At 57.6% G+C, this 17,344-nt stretch carries 15 protein-coding genes; 9 read left to right on the top strand and 6 right to left on the bottom strand.

Going from position 1 to position 17,344, the window contains the following annotated elements; all coding sequences use genetic code 11:
* Positions 1 to 54: 54 nt before the first annotated feature.
* Positions 55 to 1,419, top strand: coding sequence for a formimidoylglutamate deiminase (locus tag ACR0KG_RS09335; protein WP_480548019.1), 1,365 nt, complete (start codon positions 55 to 57; stop codon positions 1,417 to 1,419).
* Between the two features lie 81 nt (positions 1,420 to 1,500).
* Positions 1,501 to 2,202 carry a UTRA domain-containing protein gene (locus tag ACR0KG_RS09330; RefSeq protein ID WP_480548020.1) on the top strand — a complete coding sequence of 234 codons (702 nt, stop codon included), beginning with the start codon at positions 1,501 to 1,503 and terminating at the stop codon, positions 2,200 to 2,202.
* Positions 2,203 to 2,216: 14 nt separating this feature from the next.
* On the opposite strand, the gene ACR0KG_RS09325 is transcribed toward ACR0KG_RS09330, so the two are convergent.
* Positions 2,217 to 2,834: a TetR/AcrR family transcriptional regulator gene (locus tag ACR0KG_RS09325; RefSeq protein ID WP_170534794.1), complete on the bottom strand. Its 618-nt coding sequence runs from the start codon at positions 2,832 to 2,834 to the stop codon at positions 2,217 to 2,219.
* A gap of 187 nt (positions 2,835 to 3,021) precedes the next feature.
* On the opposite strand from ACR0KG_RS09325, the gene ACR0KG_RS09320 reads away from it, so the two are divergent.
* The 5 genes from ACR0KG_RS09320 (at position 3,022) to ACR0KG_RS09300 (ending at position 7,554) form a co-directional block, all read left to right on the top strand.
* Positions 3,022 to 3,951 (top strand): AEC family transporter, encoded by a 930-nt coding sequence (locus tag ACR0KG_RS09320; protein ID WP_480544005.1) that lies wholly within the window; start codon positions 3,022 to 3,024, stop codon positions 3,949 to 3,951.
* Between the two features lie 102 nt (positions 3,952 to 4,053).
* Positions 4,054 to 4,887 carry an S-formylglutathione hydrolase gene (fghA, locus tag ACR0KG_RS09315; RefSeq protein ID WP_480548021.1) on the top strand — a complete coding sequence of 278 codons (834 nt, stop codon included), beginning with the start codon at positions 4,054 to 4,056 and terminating at the stop codon, positions 4,885 to 4,887.
* 3 nt (positions 4,888 to 4,890) lie between these two features.
* Positions 4,891 to 6,339, top strand: coding sequence for a Si-specific NAD(P)(+) transhydrogenase (gene sthA, locus ACR0KG_RS09310; protein WP_480827099.1), 1,449 nt, complete (start codon positions 4,891 to 4,893; stop codon positions 6,337 to 6,339).
* Entirely contained in the window at positions 6,336 to 6,791 is a 456-nt protein-coding gene (locus tag ACR0KG_RS09305) for a YaiI/YqxD family protein (RefSeq protein WP_480827098.1), read from the top strand. The genes sthA and ACR0KG_RS09305 overlap by 4 nt, the downstream gene beginning before the upstream one ends.
* 142 nt (positions 6,792 to 6,933) lie before the next feature.
* Positions 6,934 to 7,554 (top strand): HAD family hydrolase, encoded by a 621-nt coding sequence (locus tag ACR0KG_RS09300; RefSeq protein WP_480827097.1) that lies wholly within the window; start codon positions 6,934 to 6,936, stop codon positions 7,552 to 7,554.
* On the opposite strand, the gene ACR0KG_RS09295 is transcribed toward ACR0KG_RS09300, so the two are convergent.
* On the bottom strand, positions 7,551 to 8,792 hold the full coding sequence (locus tag ACR0KG_RS09295) for an MFS transporter (RefSeq protein WP_480827096.1): 1,242 nt from the start codon (positions 8,790 to 8,792) through the stop codon (positions 7,551 to 7,553). The two genes, ACR0KG_RS09300 and ACR0KG_RS09295, sit on opposite strands and share 4 nt — an antisense overlap.
* Before the next feature lie 151 nt (positions 8,793 to 8,943).
* Here ACR0KG_RS09295 and zapE point away from each other — a divergent pair, with 151 nt between their 5' ends.
* Positions 8,944 to 10,002 carry a cell division protein ZapE gene (gene zapE / locus ACR0KG_RS09290; RefSeq protein ID WP_480827095.1) on the top strand — a complete coding sequence of 353 codons (1,059 nt, stop codon included), beginning with the start codon at positions 8,944 to 8,946 and terminating at the stop codon, positions 10,000 to 10,002.
* A gap of 76 nt (positions 10,003 to 10,078) precedes the next feature.
* On the opposite strand, the gene ACR0KG_RS09285 is transcribed toward zapE, so the two are convergent.
* Genes ACR0KG_RS09285 through ACR0KG_RS09270 form a run of 4 tightly spaced genes read right to left on the bottom strand, consistent with a single transcriptional unit; the run spans position 10,079 to position 16,333 of the window.
* Complete coding sequence (locus tag ACR0KG_RS09285; RefSeq protein WP_480827094.1) at positions 10,079 to 11,353, bottom strand: bifunctional folylpolyglutamate synthase/dihydrofolate synthase; 1,275 nt, start codon at positions 11,351 to 11,353, stop codon at positions 10,079 to 10,081.
* On the bottom strand, positions 11,350 to 12,282 hold the full coding sequence (gene accD, locus ACR0KG_RS09280) for an acetyl-CoA carboxylase, carboxyltransferase subunit beta (protein ID WP_480827092.1): 933 nt from the start codon (positions 12,280 to 12,282) through the stop codon (positions 11,350 to 11,352). Before accD ends, ACR0KG_RS09285 begins: the two co-directional genes overlap by 4 nt.
* A 60-nt stretch (positions 12,283 to 12,342) precedes the next feature.
* Entirely contained in the window at positions 12,343 to 13,236 is an 894-nt protein-coding gene (locus ACR0KG_RS09275) for a CPBP family intramembrane glutamic endopeptidase (protein WP_480827091.1), read from the bottom strand.
* Entirely contained in the window at positions 13,226 to 16,333 is a 3,108-nt protein-coding gene (locus ACR0KG_RS09270) for an ABC transporter transmembrane domain-containing protein (RefSeq protein ID WP_480827090.1), read from the bottom strand. Before ACR0KG_RS09270 ends, ACR0KG_RS09275 begins: the two co-directional genes overlap by 11 nt.
* Before the next feature lie 248 nt (positions 16,334 to 16,581).
* On the opposite strand from ACR0KG_RS09270, the gene ACR0KG_RS09265 reads away from it, so the two are divergent.
* Positions 16,582 to 17,343, top strand: coding sequence for a DUF6478 family protein (locus tag ACR0KG_RS09265; RefSeq protein WP_480543994.1), 762 nt, complete (start codon positions 16,582 to 16,584; stop codon positions 17,341 to 17,343).
* Position 17,344 lies beyond the last annotated feature (1 nt).

Raw genomic sequence — 17,344 nt, 5'->3', positions numbered from 1 at the left:
CTTTTCCAGTATATGCATTTATGTTTATTGTCTATCCATATTTAGGAGAGTCTCATGACTGCCGTTTTCGCACAGAACGCCTTGCTGGGTTCGGGCTGGGTCCGAAATCTGAGGGTGCAGATCAAGGATGGAAGGATCAGAACGCTAACGCAGGACACCACGCCGCAAGCTGGCGACTCGTGTGTCGACACTCTGCTGCCTGCGCTTTCCAACCTGCACAGCCATGCGTTTCAACGCGCCATGGCCGGGATGACCGAATACCGGCTCGCAGGGCGCGACAGCTTCTGGACGTGGCGCGATCTGATGTATCGCTTTACTGCACATTTGAACCCGGATCAGGTTCAGGCGATCGCAGCACTTGTCTATCTGGAGATGCAAGAGGCCGGTTATGCGGCAGTCGGCGAATTCCACTACTTGCATCATCAGCCGGATGGCCAACCCTATGATCACCTGGCTGAGCTAAGCGACCGCATCATGGCTGCCGCCGAAGAAACAGGCATCGGCCTGACTCATCTGCCCGTGCTCTATACCTATGCAGGCGTCGGAGGGCACCCTTTGGAGCAAGGCCAGAAACGGTTTGGCAATGATGTTAATCGGTTCTGCGCACTGGTCGATCAGGCGCACGCGGCGGCCACGAACCTGCCCGGTGATTGCCGGGTTGGCATCGCCCCACACTCTTTGCGCGCCACCAGCCCGCGCGATCTGGCAGAAGTCCTGCAGGCGCAGGGCCAGGGCCCAATCCATATTCATATAGCTGAACAGCCCAAAGAAGTGGCCGAAGTACAGGCCGGGCTAGGCGCCCGCCCGGTCGAATGGTTGCTGGCCAATGCTCCGGTTGATGCCAACTGGTGCTTGATCCACGCCACCCATATGACCGATGCCGAAACACAGGCCATGGCCCGGTCCGGCGCTGTGGCCGGGCTGTGCCCGGTGACAGAGGCCAATTTGGGCGACGGGCCTTTCAATGGCCCAAGCTTTCTGGCAGCGGATGGTGCATTTGGCGTTGGCTCGGATTCGAATGTGCTGATCTCATTGACCGAGGAATTAAGGACACTGGAGTACTCGCAACGCTTGCGCGATCTGTCACGCAATGTGTTGGTGACGGGCGAAGGATCGGTCGGGCAGTCGCTGTATTCCAAAGCCGCTTTAGGCGGGGCGCAAGCGCTTGCCCGTGATGCAGGGCAGATCGCACCGGGTAATCTGGCTGATCTGGTCGCCATTGACAGCCAGCATCCGTCGCTTTGCGCGCTGCGGCCTGATCAACTGTTGGATGGTTTGGTATTTGCCGCCAAAGATCATGTTGTCACTGACCTGTGGTCCGCAGGTCGACATCAGGTTCAAAGCGGGTGGCATGTTCAACGTGACAGGATCATCGCGAACTACCGCAACGCGATGCGCACCCTTTTGGCTGCGCTTTAGGCAATTGACGGCCAAATTCTCTGCCTATGCAAATACACAGACATAAATTACTTATGAATATCACTAAGGACCGAACAAGCTGTGAGCGCACAAAAGAACATGGGATTTCAGGATATTCGGGATGAGGTGCTGAACCGCATTCAAACACGCATCTGGCCACAGGGCAGTCTGTTACCAACCGAACTGGAACTCGCGGCCGAGTTTGGCTGTGCCCGCGCCACTGTCAACCGTGCCCTGCGCGAACTGGCCAATGAGGGCATCATCACGCGTCGGCGCAAAGGTGGTACCCGTGTTGTGACCACCCCAGTCAAACAGGCAAAACTGCCGATCACCGTGGTACGCCAGACCATCGAGGATATGAATGCGGAATACCGCTATGCTCTGGTCAGTCGCAATATGATCAACTGCCCACCCTGGCTGCAGGCCAAGCTGGGGCTGCAAGAGGGGGCACAGGTGTTGCATCTGAACTGCATGCATCACGCGGACAACCGCCCTTTTCAGTTCGAAGAACGCTGGATCAACACGGATACGGTGCCCCATGTGGTCGATCAGGATTTTCTGACTGTCGGCCCGAACGAATGGCTTTTATCCGAAATTCCGTTCTCAAACGCAGAAATCGCATTCTCTGCGGTACCTGCCGCGGGCCAGCTACAGGAGTTTCTGTCAGTGCCGCACGGAACGCCTCTGTTTCAGTTGGAACGCACCACTTGGTTTCAGAACAAACCCGTGACCTTTGTCAGGATGACATTTCATCAGGGCTATCAGATGCGGACAAAATATTGATGCCGGTTTAGCTTTCAGGCTCCGTAGCGCGCAAGGAACATATCGACCGCGTGCAATGCAACCTCATCAATCTCGTCCTGACTGAACTCTTTCTGGATCCCGAAAGCGGCACGCAGCCACAAGCGTACCTTACATAGTTCAGCAAACTGTTCTGCGGCAATCTGAATATCCTCGATCGCCAGCTCGCCCTTGGCCACAGCCTTATCCAGATACTCGGCCATCCTGCGTTGCCCGTTTTGTGGCCCGGCCTCATAAAACGCCCGGCCCAATTCAGGGAAACGATCACGTTCAGCAACGCAGACCCGGAAGACCTGTTGGTTGAAATCGGAAACAAAAAAGCTGACCAACTGAGTTGCCGCAATCGTCAGAACCTCACGTACGGGTTTGGTCTCATCGACCATGGCGATAACGCGCTCTGCCATCCGGCTGCACTCGGTCTGCGCCACTTCGACAAACAGCAGGCGCTTATCGGGAAAATAGCTGTACAGCGTTGCCTTTGATACGCCCGCCGCCCGAGCGATATCATCCACACTGGCCCCTTCAAACCCATCCGCCATAAAAACCTCTCGGGCCCCGCTCAGAACCTGTTCAAATTTTCGGCCTGTGCGCAGGATCGTAGCGGTCTGGGTCATGTCGTCTCCTAGTCTGATGTGCTCCGAGTTTATAAACCGTTCAGTTTAGATACAAGGATTCTCGGCATGCTCAAGTGAATTGACCTCACAATTCTGTTGAAACACTTCCTTGCACGACCCGCTTCACTAAGGGCGGCAAACCAAATGTCCGTACTTGCGACGGGCCGAAACCATGTTAGGACAGGCCATGGTCGAGATCTTTCTGCGCACCCTGCCCTTCTTTGCGATCATCGGCCTGGGCTATTGGGCCGGACGCAGCCGGTTTTTCAGCGCCGAAGCCACGGCTTATCTGACCAAATTTGTGTTCTTCTTTGCCCTCTCGGCGATGCTGTTTCGCTTTGCCGCGACCCTGCCATTTGCTGAGATCTTCAATGGTCGCCTGATCATTGGCTATCTGATCGGGACGCTGGCCGTTTATCTGATTGCGACCTTGATCGCCTGGTTCCGAGGGTTGGACATCCCCACAGCAGCGGTCGAGGCACAATGCGCCGCAATCGGCAATGTCGGGTTTCTGGGCCTGCCGATGCTGGCGTTACTGCTGACCGAAGCTGCTATTGGACCGGTAATGTTGGTTCTGGCCGTTGATCTTGTGGTGTTTTCCTCGCTCATCGTGATCCTGATCAATGGGGGGCGAGATGGTAAACTGACCCCAGCCACTCTGCACCTGATTGGAGTAGGGCTGCTCAAGAATCCCATGATCGTGTCGATTTCCGCCGGTCTGATATGGTCCGCCTTTCAGGTACCAGTCCCAGGTCCGTTGAACGATTTTCTAACCATTCTGGGCGGCGCGGCAACGCCCGGCGCGCTGTTTGCAATCGGGGCGTCTCTGGCTGGCAAATCTGCCGAGCGCATTCAGGTCGCTGCCTGGTTGAGCTTTTGTAAACTGGTAGTCCACCCGGCCTGCGTCGCGATTGCGGTACTCTGGCTGGTGCCCATCGACACGTTCCCGGCTGCCGTAGCAATTGCCGCCGCCGCCCTGCCAGTGGCGGGCAATGTCTACATGCTGGCCGCCCATTATGGCGTCGCACCCCATCGCGCCTCGGCAGCGATCCTGTTGTCGACCGTAGCCAGCATCCTGACCGTACCGCTTGTAATTGCTTGGGTCACTGCGCTCTGATTTTCATCCTTTAAAAAATACGTGCGCCGAACGCACCCGGGCTTTACGTGAAGCCCTTGGATCGTTAGCCCTTAGCCGACCCTAATGCGAGGATAAGACCAGATGGAAACCGTTTCGGAGAACGCCTGTTTCGGTGGCGTGCAAGGCGTCTATCGCCATGCGTCAACAGCTTGCCAATGTGATATGACCTTTGGCCTGTTCCTTCCAGCCGAGGCAAAGGACGGCCCGGTTCCGATCCTGTGGTATCTATCCGGCCTGACCTGCACCCATGAAAACGCGATGACCAAAGCCGGGGCACAGGCCTGGGCAGCCGAGCAAGGGATTGCAGTTATCTTCCCTGACACCTCGCCCCGTGGCGAAGCCGTGGCCGATCACGAAGACTACGATCTGGGTCAGGGCGCCGGGTTCTATGTGAATGCAACGCAATCCCCATGGGCCCCGCATTTCAACATGTGGGACTACGTAGCCGAGGAACTGCCCGCCCTTCTGGCCGAGAACTTCGCCATCGACATGGATCGTCAGGCCATCACCGGTCACTCAATGGGTGGCCATGGTGCCCTGACGCTGGCGATGAACCTTCCGGGACGGTTCCGCTCGGTTTCAGCCTTTGCACCGATCTCGAACCCAACCGGTGCGGATTGGGGTCGCAAACAGCTGGCTGCTTATCTGGGTGAGGATGAAGGGCTTTGGAAAAAGCACGATGCATCCCTGATGATGAAAGAGGTTGGGTTTGACGGCCCGATCCTGATCGACACAGGCGCAAATGACCAATTCATTGATCTGCTGCGCCCCGAAGCTTTGGCCACTGCGATTGCAGAACGCCGCCAGCAGGCCACCTATCGCCTGCAAGCGGGCTATGATCATTCCTATTTCTTTGTCTCTACCTTTATGGAAGACCACATTACCTTCCACGCCGAAGCGCTGTACGGAGAGTAACGCATGAGCAAATATGACTACGACCTGATCATCATTGGGTCGGGCCCTTCGGGGCGGTCTGCGGCAATCCAGGCAGGTAAGCTGAAGCGTCGTGTGCTGGTGATCGACCGCAAAGACCGGCTTGGTGGTGTTTCGGTCCACACGGGCACGATCCCATCCAAGACCCTGCGCGAAACCGTGCTGAACCTCTCTGGTTGGCGTGAACGCAGTTTCTACGGTCGTTCCTACCGGGTCAAAGACCAGATCCGCGCCGAGGACCTTAAGGCGCGTCTGCACATGACACTGGATCATGAAGTTGACGTGTTGGAACATCAGTTCAACCGCAACCATGTGGAAACCCTGAACGGGCTGGCAACATTCACTGGCCCGCACGAGATCGAAGTCGCGACGGATGCGGGCGAAAAAACCCGCCTGACTGCAGCCAAATTCCTGATCGCGACCGGAACCAAGACCTATCGCCCCGACTATGTACCGTTCAACGGCAAGACCGTTGTGGATGGCGATGATTTTCTGGAAATGGCAGAGATTCCACGCTCACTGATCGTGATCGGTGCCGGGGTGATCGGCGTGGAATACGCGACCATGTTCTCGGCCCTGGACGTACGGGTCACGTTGATCGAACCACGCGACAGTTTCCTGGATTTCATTGACAGCCGCCTGATCCATGAATTCACCCATCAGATACGCGAAAACGGTGTCGATCTGCGCCTCGGCTCTGCTGTTGAGACAATCGAGGATGCGGGTGAACATGTCGAGGTCACGCTGGACAACGGTCGCCATGTTCGGGCCGAAATGCTGCTGTTTGCCGCCGGTCGCATGGGCGCAACTTCTGCCCTGAATCTGGACGCGGTCGGGCTGGAGACAGATCATCGCAACCGGATCAACGTGGATCGCAAGACCTATCAGACCGACGTGCCGCATATCTATGCGACAGGTGACGTGATCGGGCATCCGTCACTCGCCTCAACATCGCTGCAGCAGGGCCGTGTCGCTGCTTGCCACGCGCTGGAAACGCCGACACTGCCGGAAAGCCCCTGGTACCCTTATGGCATCTACTCGGTGCCCGAGATCTCCACCTGTGGCATGTCCGAAGAGGAATTACAGGAGCGCGGCATTCCCTACGAGGTTGGCGTGGCGCGATTCCGCGAAACTTCGCGTGGGCATATCATGGGGTTGGAACATGGCATGCTGAAGATGCTGTTCTCGCTGAAAACCCGCCGGGTTCTGGGGGTGCAGATTGTGGGTGAAGGGGCAACAGAGTTGATCCATATCGCTCAGGCTGTGCTGAACCTGAAAGGCACAGTTGACTACTTTGTCCAGAACACCTTCAACTACCCAACGCTGGCCGAAGCCTACAAGATCGCCGGTCTGGACGCGTTCAACCGGATGCCGATCCCGGAAGAATTCAAGGTAAAGAAAAAGCCAACAGCCAAAGAGGCCAAGAAAGCGTGACCACGCTCTATGTCGATGGCGACGCCTGCCCTGTGAAGGCCGAGGCCGAGCGGGTCGCAACCCGCCACAAAGTACCAATAGCGTTGGTCTCGAATGGCGGGCTGCGGCCTTCGGCAAACCCGTTGGTGCAGGTGGTCATCGTCTCGGAAGGGGCCGATGAAGCCGACAAATGGATTGCCGAGCGTTGCGGGCCGGGCGATGTGGTGGTGACCTCCGACATCCCGCTGGCCGCAAAATGTGTTGACGCCGGGGCCCGCGTGCTACGCCCCAATGGTGAGGCCTTCACAGCCGCCAATATTGGCCAGCAATTGGCCATGCGCGACCTGATGGCCGATCTGCGCGCGGCCAACCCTTTGGGCGCAGGTGGTGGCGGTAAACCATTTGGCAAAGCCGATCGGTCCCGGTTTCTGGATACGTTGGAACGGGAACTCAGGGCTGCAAAACGGGCATAAGGCTCCCGCCCGGCGGCGACGCATCACAGATGCATCTTCTCCGGTTGGGCCAGGCAGCGCTGCGCGCTACGTTTGCGCTTGAACCTACGCGCTTGGCTTGGTTCAGTTGTCGCGCAGAACGAATTCAGCGCAGGGTCACGACATGTCCATTCAAGCAGTCATCTTTGATATCGGCAATGTCCTGATCGAATGGCAGCCCGAGCGCTATTATGATCGCGTGATCGGCGAAGATCGCCGTCGAGCCATGTTCGAAGAGGTTGATTTGCATGGCATGAACGATCTGGTGGATCAGGGTCATCACTTCACAGATACGATCTACGACTGGGCCGAGAAATACCCCGAATGGCGCAATGAGATCCGTATGTGGCACGACAAATGGATCGAGCTTGCTGCGCCTGAGATTCCACATTCGGTCCGGTTGCAGCGGACGTTGCGTGCCAAAGGCGTGCCGGTGTTCGCATTAACGAATTTCGGGGTGCAAAATTTCGATTATGCCACCACCGTCTACCCATTTCTAAACGAGTTTGACCGGCAATATGTCTCGGGCCGGATGAAGATGGTGAAGCCTCATGTTCCGATCTATGAGCAGGTCGAAGCGGATTGTGGCCTGCCGCCCGCGTCACTTTTGTTTGCAGATGATCGGATCGACAATATCGAAACGGCACGCGGGCGTGGATGGCAGACGCATCACTTCAAAGGCCCGCAAGGCTGGGCTGATCGACTGGTGGCCGAGAGGTTGCTGACCTCTGACGAAGCCCGCTAGGCTGGAGCGGGTGTCGCGCCTCGATTCTCGCGAATTGGCAAATGAACAATGGCGCTGAAGGCTCCGACCGCGACGCCGATCCACCAGACCATTGTGTAGTCACCATAGACATCGTACATCCGTCCGCCCAACCAGACGCCGAGGAACCCTCCGATCTGGTGGCTGAGGAAGATGAAACCGTAAAGCGTGCCCATGTAGCGCAAGCCGTAGAGGTGTGCGACAAGGCCCGAGGTTAGAGGCACCGTGGCAAGCCACAGCGACCCCATGACAATCGAGAAGACGATCACGGATGTTGGTGTAATCGGCATGAGAATGAACGCCGCCGCCGCGAGGGTTCGGGCCGTGTAGATGGCGGCCAGCAGGTATTTCTTGGGGAAATGATTGCCCGCCCAACCGGCCAGTAGCGTGCCGCCGATATTGGCTAAACCTACCAACGAAATCGCAACCGCACCCAAGGCGGACGTGGTGGTGATACCCAGGGAGTGCAGGACGCCTCCGGGTTGAATCGGGCCGCACATCTCGGTCACGAAGGCAGGAAAATGGGCGGTGATGAACGCCAGTTGATAACCGCAGCTGAAAAAGCCCAGAAAGATCAGCGCATAAGACGGATCTCGGAACGCTTTTCCAAGAATCTGTCTCATGCTTTCTTCCAACTCGGCTTTGCTGACCGGCTGCGGGGCACGCATGAAGGGCAGTGTCAGCACAAGGGCAAGGATTGCGATGGCGAAAACGATGAAGACCTGTTGCCAAGGCAAGAAGGTGAGAAGCCATTCGGCGGTTGGTGCGCCGATCACTTGGCCGAAGCTGCCAGCCGCAGTTACAATCGCCAAAGACATGGACCGGTTCTTGTCTGATGAGGCCCGACCAACCACCGCAAGGACCACGCCGAACCCGGTTCCCGCGATGCCAAACCCCACCAGCCAAGCATACATCTGATGCCCAAACGGGGTGATAGACCAGGCCGACAAAACCATGCCTGCCGCATAGGTCAGCGCCCCAAGAATGATTGCCTTACGATCCCCAATCTTTTCGGCGATCGCGGCGAAGATGGGTTGCCCGATGCCCCAGGCCAGATTTTGAATCGCAATCGCAAGCGAGAAATCCGTGCGCAGCCAGCCGAACTCATCCGCGATCGGGATCTGGAATACCCCGAACGAGGCACGCACAGCGAAACTGACCGTGATGATGATACATCCTACGATCAGGATTGGATTTATTAGGCGGGCAGAATGCTGCATTGGGGCCTCAGTCCAATAAGTGTTTGCCGACGGTACCGGATTCACTCTGCCCGTCAATTCAACAGATTTGCGGTCGAGGATAAGGAATTTTGATGTATCGGCAGAACTGCTTGCTTTTCAAGTCGCCGTCTCATCGGTAAGGCTCTGACTTATGACGGATTTGATCTCGCTTTATGACACTCGCATCGACGCCGGCGAACTGACCCGCGACGATGCGCAAGAGGCCGTGCTGCCGCATTTCGAACGGATCCGTGCAGCGCTGGCAGCCCCTGTAAAGCGTGGTTTGTTTCGCAAAGCACCGCCCGCGCCCAAAGGGTTATACCTGTGGGGCGGTGTTGGGCGTGGAAAATCCATGTTGATGGATATGTTCGTCGACAGTTTGCAGGGCATTCCCGCGCGCCGCGTTCACTTTCATGCCTTCATGCAGGAAATCCACGCAGGTATGCACAAAGCGCGCAAGGACGGTGTTGAGGATGCGCTGGCACCGGTGGCGGAAGATGTGGTCAAATCCGTCCGGTTGCTGGCCTTTGATGAGATGCAGATCACCGACATCACCGATGCGATGATCGTTGGGCGTTTGTTCGACATGTTGCATGCAGGCGGTGTGGTGGTCGTAACGACATCGAACCGGCATCCGGATGATCTGTATGAGGACGGGCTGAACCGGCAGCTGTTCCTGCCCTTTATCGCGCATATCAAAGAGCAGCTGCAGGTGTGGGAACTGGTCTCGCCCACCGATTATCGGCAGAACCGGTTGGAGGGCGCGCCGGTCTATTTCACCCCGATTGGCCCCGAAGCCCGCCAGAGTATTCGCGCGGTCTGGACCGATTTGGCCGGTGGTTCGGCTGATCCGCTGGTGCTGCAGGTCAATGGGCGCGCGGTTGAGCTGCCTCAGTTCCGCAACGGTATTGCCAGGGCGACCTTTTATGATCTGTGCGGCCGGATGCTGGGACCTGCGGATTATCTGTCGATTGCCGAAACGGTTAAGGTTTTGGTGCTGGAAGACATCCCGCGTCTGTCGCGGAACAATTTCAACGAAGCCAAGCGCTTTGTTACTCTGATCGATGCGCTCTATGAAGCGCGGGTGCGGTTGATCTGTTCTGCCGCAGCAGAGCCAGAGATGCTGTATGTCGAAGGTGAAGGGACGTTTGAATTCGAGCGCACCGCCTCGCGCCTGCGGGAGATGCAGGCGGAAGACTGGGGCGTTTAGGGGGCTCTGCCCCCACCGCCTTTGGCGGTTCCCCCGGGATATTTTTGGCCAGATGAAGCCCTGCGGGCGGATGCCCTTAGCCGTTTTCGCGCAGGATATGGCCAGCAAGGTAGAGCGACCCACAGATCAGCACGCGGGCCTGTGGGTCCTGAGCTAAGATGGAACTGAGTGCATCACCAACGTTAGCGGCGGTTGTGGCGTGCAGATTGACCTTCGCGGCGGCAGCGGCGGTGTCTTCCGCGCTGAGAGTTGCCGTTTCACCGGGAATCGACACGGCGGTCAGGCTGTTCGCCTGGGTGGCCAGCGGCGCAAGGTATCCGGTGACATCCTTGGTGTTCAGCATGCCGCAGATCATATGGGTCGGCCGCTTTGGCAGGTTCGACAGCACATCAGCCAGTGCGATACCAGCAGCGGCGTTGTGGCCGCCATCCAGCCACAGCTCGGCTTGCGGCGCGGCCTGAACCAGAGGGCCCGTTTTCAGCCGCTGCATGCGCGCGGGCCATTCGGCGCGGGTGACAGCGGCCTCGTAGGCGGCATCGCCCAGGTTGAGGTCCCGCAGAACGGCCAGCGCCGCGCCAGCGTTCTGAATCTGATGCGCACCCAGAAGGTTGGGCAGCGGCAGGTCACGCAGGCCGGTTTCGTCCTGATAGATCAGGCGTCCGTTTTCTTCGGCCACATGCCAGTGCTGGCCATAGGCGATCAGCGGCGCGCCGAGGCGGGCAGCGGTCTGTTCAATGACCTCCATCGCTTCTTCCGGTTGCGGACCAACGACGCAAGGCACACCGCGTTTGATGATTCCGGCCTTTTCAGCCGCGATCTTGGCCAGCGTGTTGCCCAGAAACTGTTCGTGGTCGATGGAAACCGGCGTGATCACCGTTATCGCCGGAGTATTGATCACATTGGTGGCATCAAGACGTCCACCCAGTCCGACCTCAAGCAACGTGTAGTCGGCCTGCGCGCGTGCAAAAGCCAAAAGGGCCGCGCAGGTGGTAATTTCGAAATAGGTGATATTCTCACCGCTATTGGCGGCGTAGCATTCATCCAGCACTGCCGTCAGATCGGATTCCGAGATAAGTTCGCCCGCCAAACGGATCCGTTCGTGAAACCGCGCCAGATGCGGCGAGGTATAGGCATGGACCAACAGCCCGACCCCTTCGAGGCCGGCGCGGATCATGGCCTGGGTTGATCCCTTGCCGTTGGTGCCCGCGATATGGATCACGGGTGGCAGTTTGGCTTGCGGATTGTCCAGCGCACCCAGCAGACGCCAGACACGATCCAAGGTCAGGTCGATGATCTTGGGGTGAAGCGCCATCATCCGGTCGAGGATGGCGTCGGATGTTTGGGGGGTCATTTCTGATCCGTATCGTCAGCTGTCGCGTCTGCCTTGGCCTCGTCCGGTTCCGGCGCTGGCAGATCGCCCCGTATCGCCGGGGGTTGGTTCATCAGCATCCGGGTAATGGTGATCAGCTCATCCCGCATTTCGGTTCGTTTGGTCACGCGGTCCAGCATACCGTGGTCCAGAAGGTATTCAGCGCGCTGGAAGCCTTCGGGCAGTTTTTCACGGATCGTTTGCTCGATCACACGCGGCCCGGCGAAACAGATCAGCGCGTTGGGTTCCGAGATATGCACATCGCCCAGCATCGCATAAGACGCGGTCACCCCGCCGGTTGTGGGATGGGTCAGCACAACGATATAGGGCAGGTTCGCCTCTTTCAGCATTTCGACCGCAACTGTGGTGCGGGGCATCTGCATCAGGCTCAGGATACCCTCCTGCATCCGCGCGCCGCCTGCGGCGGAAAACAGGACCAGCGGGCGTTTCAGTTTCACTGCCTCTTGCGCGGCGGCGATGATGGCATTGCCAACATACATACCCATCGACCCGCCCATGAATGAGAAATCTTGCGCTGCCGCCACAATCGGGGTGCGCCCGATCTCGCCAACCGCAACCAACATCGCCTCTTTCTCGCCCGTCTTTTTCTGCGCCGCTTTCATGCGATCGGGATATTTCTTCTGATCACGGAAATGCAGCGGATCGTCCTTAGGCGCAGGCACGTCGACCTCAGTGAAAATGCCACCGTCAAACAGATGCTTGAATCGGTCGCGCGGGGTGATCGCCATGTGATGGCCGCACTGAGTGCAGACATTCTGGTTTTCTGCCAACTCGCGATGGAACAGCATGGTTCCGCATTCCGAACACTTGTGCCATAGGTTTTCGGGCACCTCGCGGCGCGAGAAGATCGAGTTGATCCGGGGACGGACGTAATTTGTGATCCAGTTCATATCGGAACCTTGGCTTGTGCGGCTTTGACGTCAAATAAGACGCAACGGAAGGAAATGCAATCAACGCCTGAGTGCAATCCGCGCGGTTAGCCAGCAGACCAGCATCGTTGCGAAATCCACGAACAGCCATTGGCGCAGCGTATCGGTCTCTGACATCTCAAAAGGCAGCAGGTAGAGCGCCAAACCGCTCAGCGAATCCGGCAACGAGATAAACACGAGCGCGATGAGATTGTTGAAAAAATGCAAGGCGATGGCCGGACCCAATGTGCCAGATCGCGCTGTCAGGTCTGAGGCCAGAAGGCCAAACACACAGGACCAGACAGCCACGATGAGTGCGTTGTCCCCGGCCAATTCGGGGGCATAGTGGCCTGCTGCAAACAGGGCCGAGGGCACGCCCATCCAGATAAGGGGCGATTGGAATCTGGCCGCCAGCGATTGCTGAATGTAGCCGCGAAACAGGATCTCTTCGGCGCTGGTTTGAATTAAAACTGCACACGCAGCGAGGGGCAGCAGGATCAGCCAGACTGGCAGTGCCAGGTTTTGGATCAGCGGCTCGCCCATCCCATAGGGTGGCAAAGCAAACATCACCAACCCCAATATCAATAGGGCCAGAAACACACGCCCAAACTGCTGTAGGGCCAAATTGCGTGACCCAAGGATGTGACCTAGAGATCGGTGCTGCATCACCCGCGCCGCCGCCGCGACACCCACGATCAAAAACCCGAAGCTGACCAGCAATAACAACGTGCCTGCCGCAGTCGATCCGCGAAAGAACCCTTCGGCCTGCGCAGGCGGGATCAGGCCGGCGATGAGTGCAAAGATCACCGAATTCAGCGCCATATAAAGCACAGCGACGATGACCAGACCAGCCAAAAACCGCCATAGCTCAGGCCGGGCACGTGCATCAGCGATCAGTGCCTCATGGGCTGCATACGCGCCGGGCTCAGGCGTCATTGGCAACGCTTTTGTCCGAAATTGCCTGAGGCACCTCCGGGAAGATTTCCGAAGGGGTCTGGGCTGTGTTGATCCGCGTCGCCAACGTGGTCAGATAGCCCGCAACCGTTTGCAACAATTGAACTGCAACGGTTGCATCGTTTTCAATGACTGCGCGCAGTTCCTCGGCGCCGATACGCAGGAACGTACAGTCTGACACCGCAGTCAGGTCCAGCTGACGGGGTTCGCCGGTGATAATGGATAAGTCCCCGATCAGGCGCCCGGATTCAACGACCGAAATGGTACGACTGCCGCCCTCGTCATCGACCCAGTTCAGATTGGCCGTGCCTTTGATGCACAGATAGGCCGCATCAGCGGCCTGCCCGCGCGAGAATATCTGCTGCCCCGCCGCCACATCAAACCATTGCGCGGAAAACGCCAACAAGCGCTGGTTACGCGCATCGATGCCAGAAAACAGCTCGGTCGAAGAAATGATCTCGAGCTTGCGGCTTAGATCCGCCGAGGTACTTTCCTCATGCTTTGTTTGTGTGCGTGAGACGCCATCAATCCGGCCATCTTTGATCTCGATGAACAGGTCATAGGCTTCGGGATGCGCGAAGTGATCTTCCATGAAGATCATTATCGAGTCGGGCAGCAACTCGCGCAGTTTCAACCGTGTCCGCAGGCGGCTTTCTGAATCGTGGCTGGCCAGCGCCTTGTCCAGGATCAGAACATCCGGCCGCTTGATGCCAGCCCGGGAAAAAGCCGCGCGTTCCTGAAAGACCGTGGCCAGATTGTTGCCGCCCAGACCGGCTGGCAGATCATAGATGATCGCAGCAGCTCGGCGTCTGAGACCCGCCTCGTTCATGGCTTCTGCAACTACATCCTCAATCTCATCCAGATGCGCGCCCGCCGTTACCGAGACCCGGCCGTATAGCGCATTCACCAACACGGGTAGTATCGGGAAATATGTGTCAGGGGACAGCGGGACAAACATTCCGTTCATCGCCCCACGTAGCTGTTCGGCCTGACCCTGCCGAATTGCAAGAATCTTGTCCTTGTACTCATCCGGGAAATCCGAGCCAATTTGTTCGGCGGTCAACAGGAAGGGAACGGTCAGCAGCAGGGCCTGTTCTTCATCGCTGAGCCCCGCGTCGCCCTTGGCCTTGCGCCGCTCATCTATGTCCAACCAGCGGTGATACATTTCCTTGCTCATACCCAACCGCAGGAACAACGGGTGATCCGTGCCATCCCGGCCGAAGGTCCGGCTGAGCGTATCCAGCACAGCGTTCGATATATTCAGCGCTTCCTCTGCCAGATCATGCGCCCGAAGCATCGACAGAAAATGCCCGTCATTGGCTAGACTTTCGGGTGAAATCTGGCGGGTCGGCGCGGCATAGAGCAGGTTTCCACCCAGCGGAACGGTTGGGTTGAACTGTTCCGGATCAAACCGGTGGACATACTTGTCCAAGCCTTTTTCGCGCAGACGCTTCGCAATCGTATCCCGCAGATTTACAATGTCCTGCGCCAAGTTCGGATGCAGTTTCGGGTCAAAAGACGATCCTAGCGTTCGGCGGAACATGAACTCGTCAATACCCATCGCCTCGACCAGTTGGAACCACCAGTCGCGGATATCGTCGATATCGTCCAGCCCTGCCAAACCGGGATCAATCCACTCATCGCTCAGCAGATCTGTCGGATTGCCCGAGCGCGCAGATTCGATCTGTCGGCGGGTCGGGGCCTTTACACCAGCCTCATCAATCTGCGGATGCGTTCGCAGCGGCATCATCAGGTTGTCGCCCAACGTGCCATCAAACAGATAGGGCCGCGAATAGGCATAGCCGATGCGCGCGGCAATCACCGCCTGATGCAGATTGCGCAGATCATGCCCGGCCATGATCACCTCGCCCTGAACCGGCAGCACCTCTCGCGTCAGCAATTGGCCAAGCGCTGTACGCTCCGCCGAATTGGTCGACTGAATCGCCACTCGCGCGCCTTTCGGGATCTTCAGGTCAAGGTCTTCAAGAATGGTCTTGCCGTCACCATCCCGCACAGTCACATTGCGCAACTCAATATCGCCATTCAAATGCGGGACCGTCTCGGGTTCACCGTCGAATAGCTCCTCTGGGATCATGTTGTCCGGGGCAAAGCGCTCGGTCACGATTTCCCAGCGCAGCGACATATCCTGCACCTGGTTGTAATAGGTCAACAGATCCTTCCACGGGCCGCTCAGGTCTTTGTACGCCCCGAGTGCCGCGACCAGGGCACCTACCGTGATCTCGCCTTTGATCGCCAGATAGCCACCGACCGAATAAAACAAAAACGGCGTCATCTGAGTGATCAGATTGTTGAGGAACTTCATAAAGAATTTCTTGTTGTAAATCTTGAACCGGATCTCGAACAAGGTGCCCAACCGATGGCTGAATTGCGCCAGACGATAGCGCCAGCCGCCATTGGTCCGCAGATCACTGATGCCGGCGGCACTTTCGCCGATCTCAGAGCTTAGGCTGCGCACTTCCTGAATGCGGTCCTTGTTCAGCAGGTTGATCTGGCGTTGCAGCTTGGGGATCAGCCACGCCTGCAACGGGATCAGCGCAATGCTGGCCAGCCCGAACCAGACGCTTTGCATGAACAGGAATGTCACGATGGTCATCATCTGACCAAACTGGAACACGGGCTGGGCAATGGCATCGCCCATCAGTCCGCCCATCGGTTCGGCCTCGGATGTGATCATCGACACCAGCTCTCCCTGGCTGGTGGTCGCGAAATACGATTTGGGAAAGCGCATCGACCTGTTGATCAGAGTGAATCGCAGGCGTCGCAGCATCCGTTCGGCCAGAACCCCCTTCATCGTGTTGATCCGCATTTTCATCACACCGCTGGCGATGACTGTGGCCAGAAAGGCGAAACACAGGATCAGCAGATACTGCACCTGGGTGAATGTGATGCCCCAGACGGCAACCGTATCGCCAGGCGCACCGATGGCATCGTTGATGATCTGCTTGGGCAGCTCAAGCGAAGCATAGAGAAACGGAAAAGACAGAACCGTCAAACCCAACAGCACAAGCTGCTGCTTTTTCGAATATTTCCATATGAATGAAAACAGAGTGGGTTCCATGAACTGGCCTTATCTGTGCTTAATCTGTTGCGCGGAGGTTCCGAGGAAAACCCACCCTCAGCCCGGTGCCAGACGGTAAGCATTGACCCGGCTGATTACAAGAATGCAACGGGTCTTTGTCACGCCGAATTCAGATCCGCACCAACGGGTCTTCAGGATTTTGTGACTATTCACCCCCATACTGCCATTCCGGGTTTGTCCCCTACACCGTCTTTGACTAAAGAGGTGCAACTTGGGACGATAGGACAATGGGCAGGATTCTGGATCGCTACATACACCGCAAGACGTTGCAGCGATGGCGCAAAGTGGCGGAACAGGCGCAAGATGCCCCGCAATCGGCGTTGCGCCTGCAACGCGATCAGGCGCGCGGCTTACGGGCCAGTCTGAACAAGTTGATCCATATTGCAGATAGCCGCCTGACCCGACCTCAGATCGGATCGGCCCAGTTTCCAAAACCCGTTGGCACGGATTGGGCCTGGCGGCCCGATTTGTGGCGTGGACCACTGGCGCAACCCGGGCTTGCCTCAGCTCCGCGCAAGGCGGGTATCGATGGGCAGGTGACCCTGTTTCACGATTGTCCGCGCGCCCAGATCGCCGTGCGCCAAATCCGCAACCGCGACGAAGCCGATCTTGCGCCGTTCAGCCTGTCGGTTGAGGCATTCAGTTTTGCAGGGACCTTCCTGTCCCTGTCGATCGAATTGCCAGCCGACGCCGCGCGCGATCTGACCCTACAGCACCTGCTGCGGCTGGATGCGCTGGTAAACAGCGAGCAGGACACCGGAATTTTCGCGCGACTCAATATCCAGCACGGACCCAACACCGAACAGGTGTTGCGGCAGATCGATCTGTCGAAAACGCCCAGCGCTGTTGATTTTGATCTGGCGCATCTGCCGCTGAATGAACAGCGGATCGAAAAGATCTGGCTGGATGTGATATTTGAAAACCCGCGCATGAACCGCATTCTTCTGCGCGATCTGACCCTGTGCCGCCGCCATCGCGCCGATTTGTGAG

Source organism: Ruegeria sp. H4 (assembly GCF_056533065.1).
Note: the sequence above shows the minus strand (reverse complement) of the source record. Positions and strands in the feature narration are given on the sequence as shown.

Coding starts and splice junctions, on each gene's coding strand:
- ACR0KG_RS09335 (WP_480548019.1), top strand. CDS start 55: ATGACTGCCGTTTTCGCACAGAACGCCTTGCTGGGTTCGGGCTGGGTC.
- ACR0KG_RS09325 (WP_170534794.1), bottom strand. CDS start 2,834: ATGACCCAGACCGCTACGATCCTGCGCACAGGCCGAAAATTTGAACAG.
- ACR0KG_RS09320 (WP_480544005.1), top strand. CDS start 3,022: ATGGTCGAGATCTTTCTGCGCACCCTGCCCTTCTTTGCGATCATCGGC.
- fghA (WP_480548021.1), top strand. CDS start 4,054: ATGGAAACCGTTTCGGAGAACGCCTGTTTCGGTGGCGTGCAAGGCGTC.
- sthA (WP_480827099.1), top strand. CDS start 4,891: ATGAGCAAATATGACTACGACCTGATCATCATTGGGTCGGGCCCTTCG.
- ACR0KG_RS09300 (WP_480827097.1), top strand. CDS start 6,934: ATGTCCATTCAAGCAGTCATCTTTGATATCGGCAATGTCCTGATCGAA.
- ACR0KG_RS09295 (WP_480827096.1), bottom strand. CDS start 8,792: ATGCAGCATTCTGCCCGCCTAATAAATCCAATCCTGATCGTAGGATGT.
- zapE (WP_480827095.1), top strand. CDS start 8,944: ATGACGGATTTGATCTCGCTTTATGACACTCGCATCGACGCCGGCGAA.
- ACR0KG_RS09285 (WP_480827094.1), bottom strand. CDS start 11,353: ATGACCCCCCAAACATCCGACGCCATCCTCGACCGGATGATGGCGCTT.
- accD (WP_480827092.1), bottom strand. CDS start 12,282: ATGAACTGGATCACAAATTACGTCCGTCCCCGGATCAACTCGATCTTC.
- ACR0KG_RS09275 (WP_480827091.1), bottom strand. CDS start 13,236: ATGACGCCTGAGCCCGGCGCGTATGCAGCCCATGAGGCACTGATCGCT.
- ACR0KG_RS09270 (WP_480827090.1), bottom strand. CDS start 16,333: ATGGAACCCACTCTGTTTTCATTCATATGGAAATATTCGAAAAAGCAG.
- ACR0KG_RS09265 (WP_480543994.1), top strand. CDS start 16,582: ATGGGCAGGATTCTGGATCGCTACATACACCGCAAGACGTTGCAGCGA.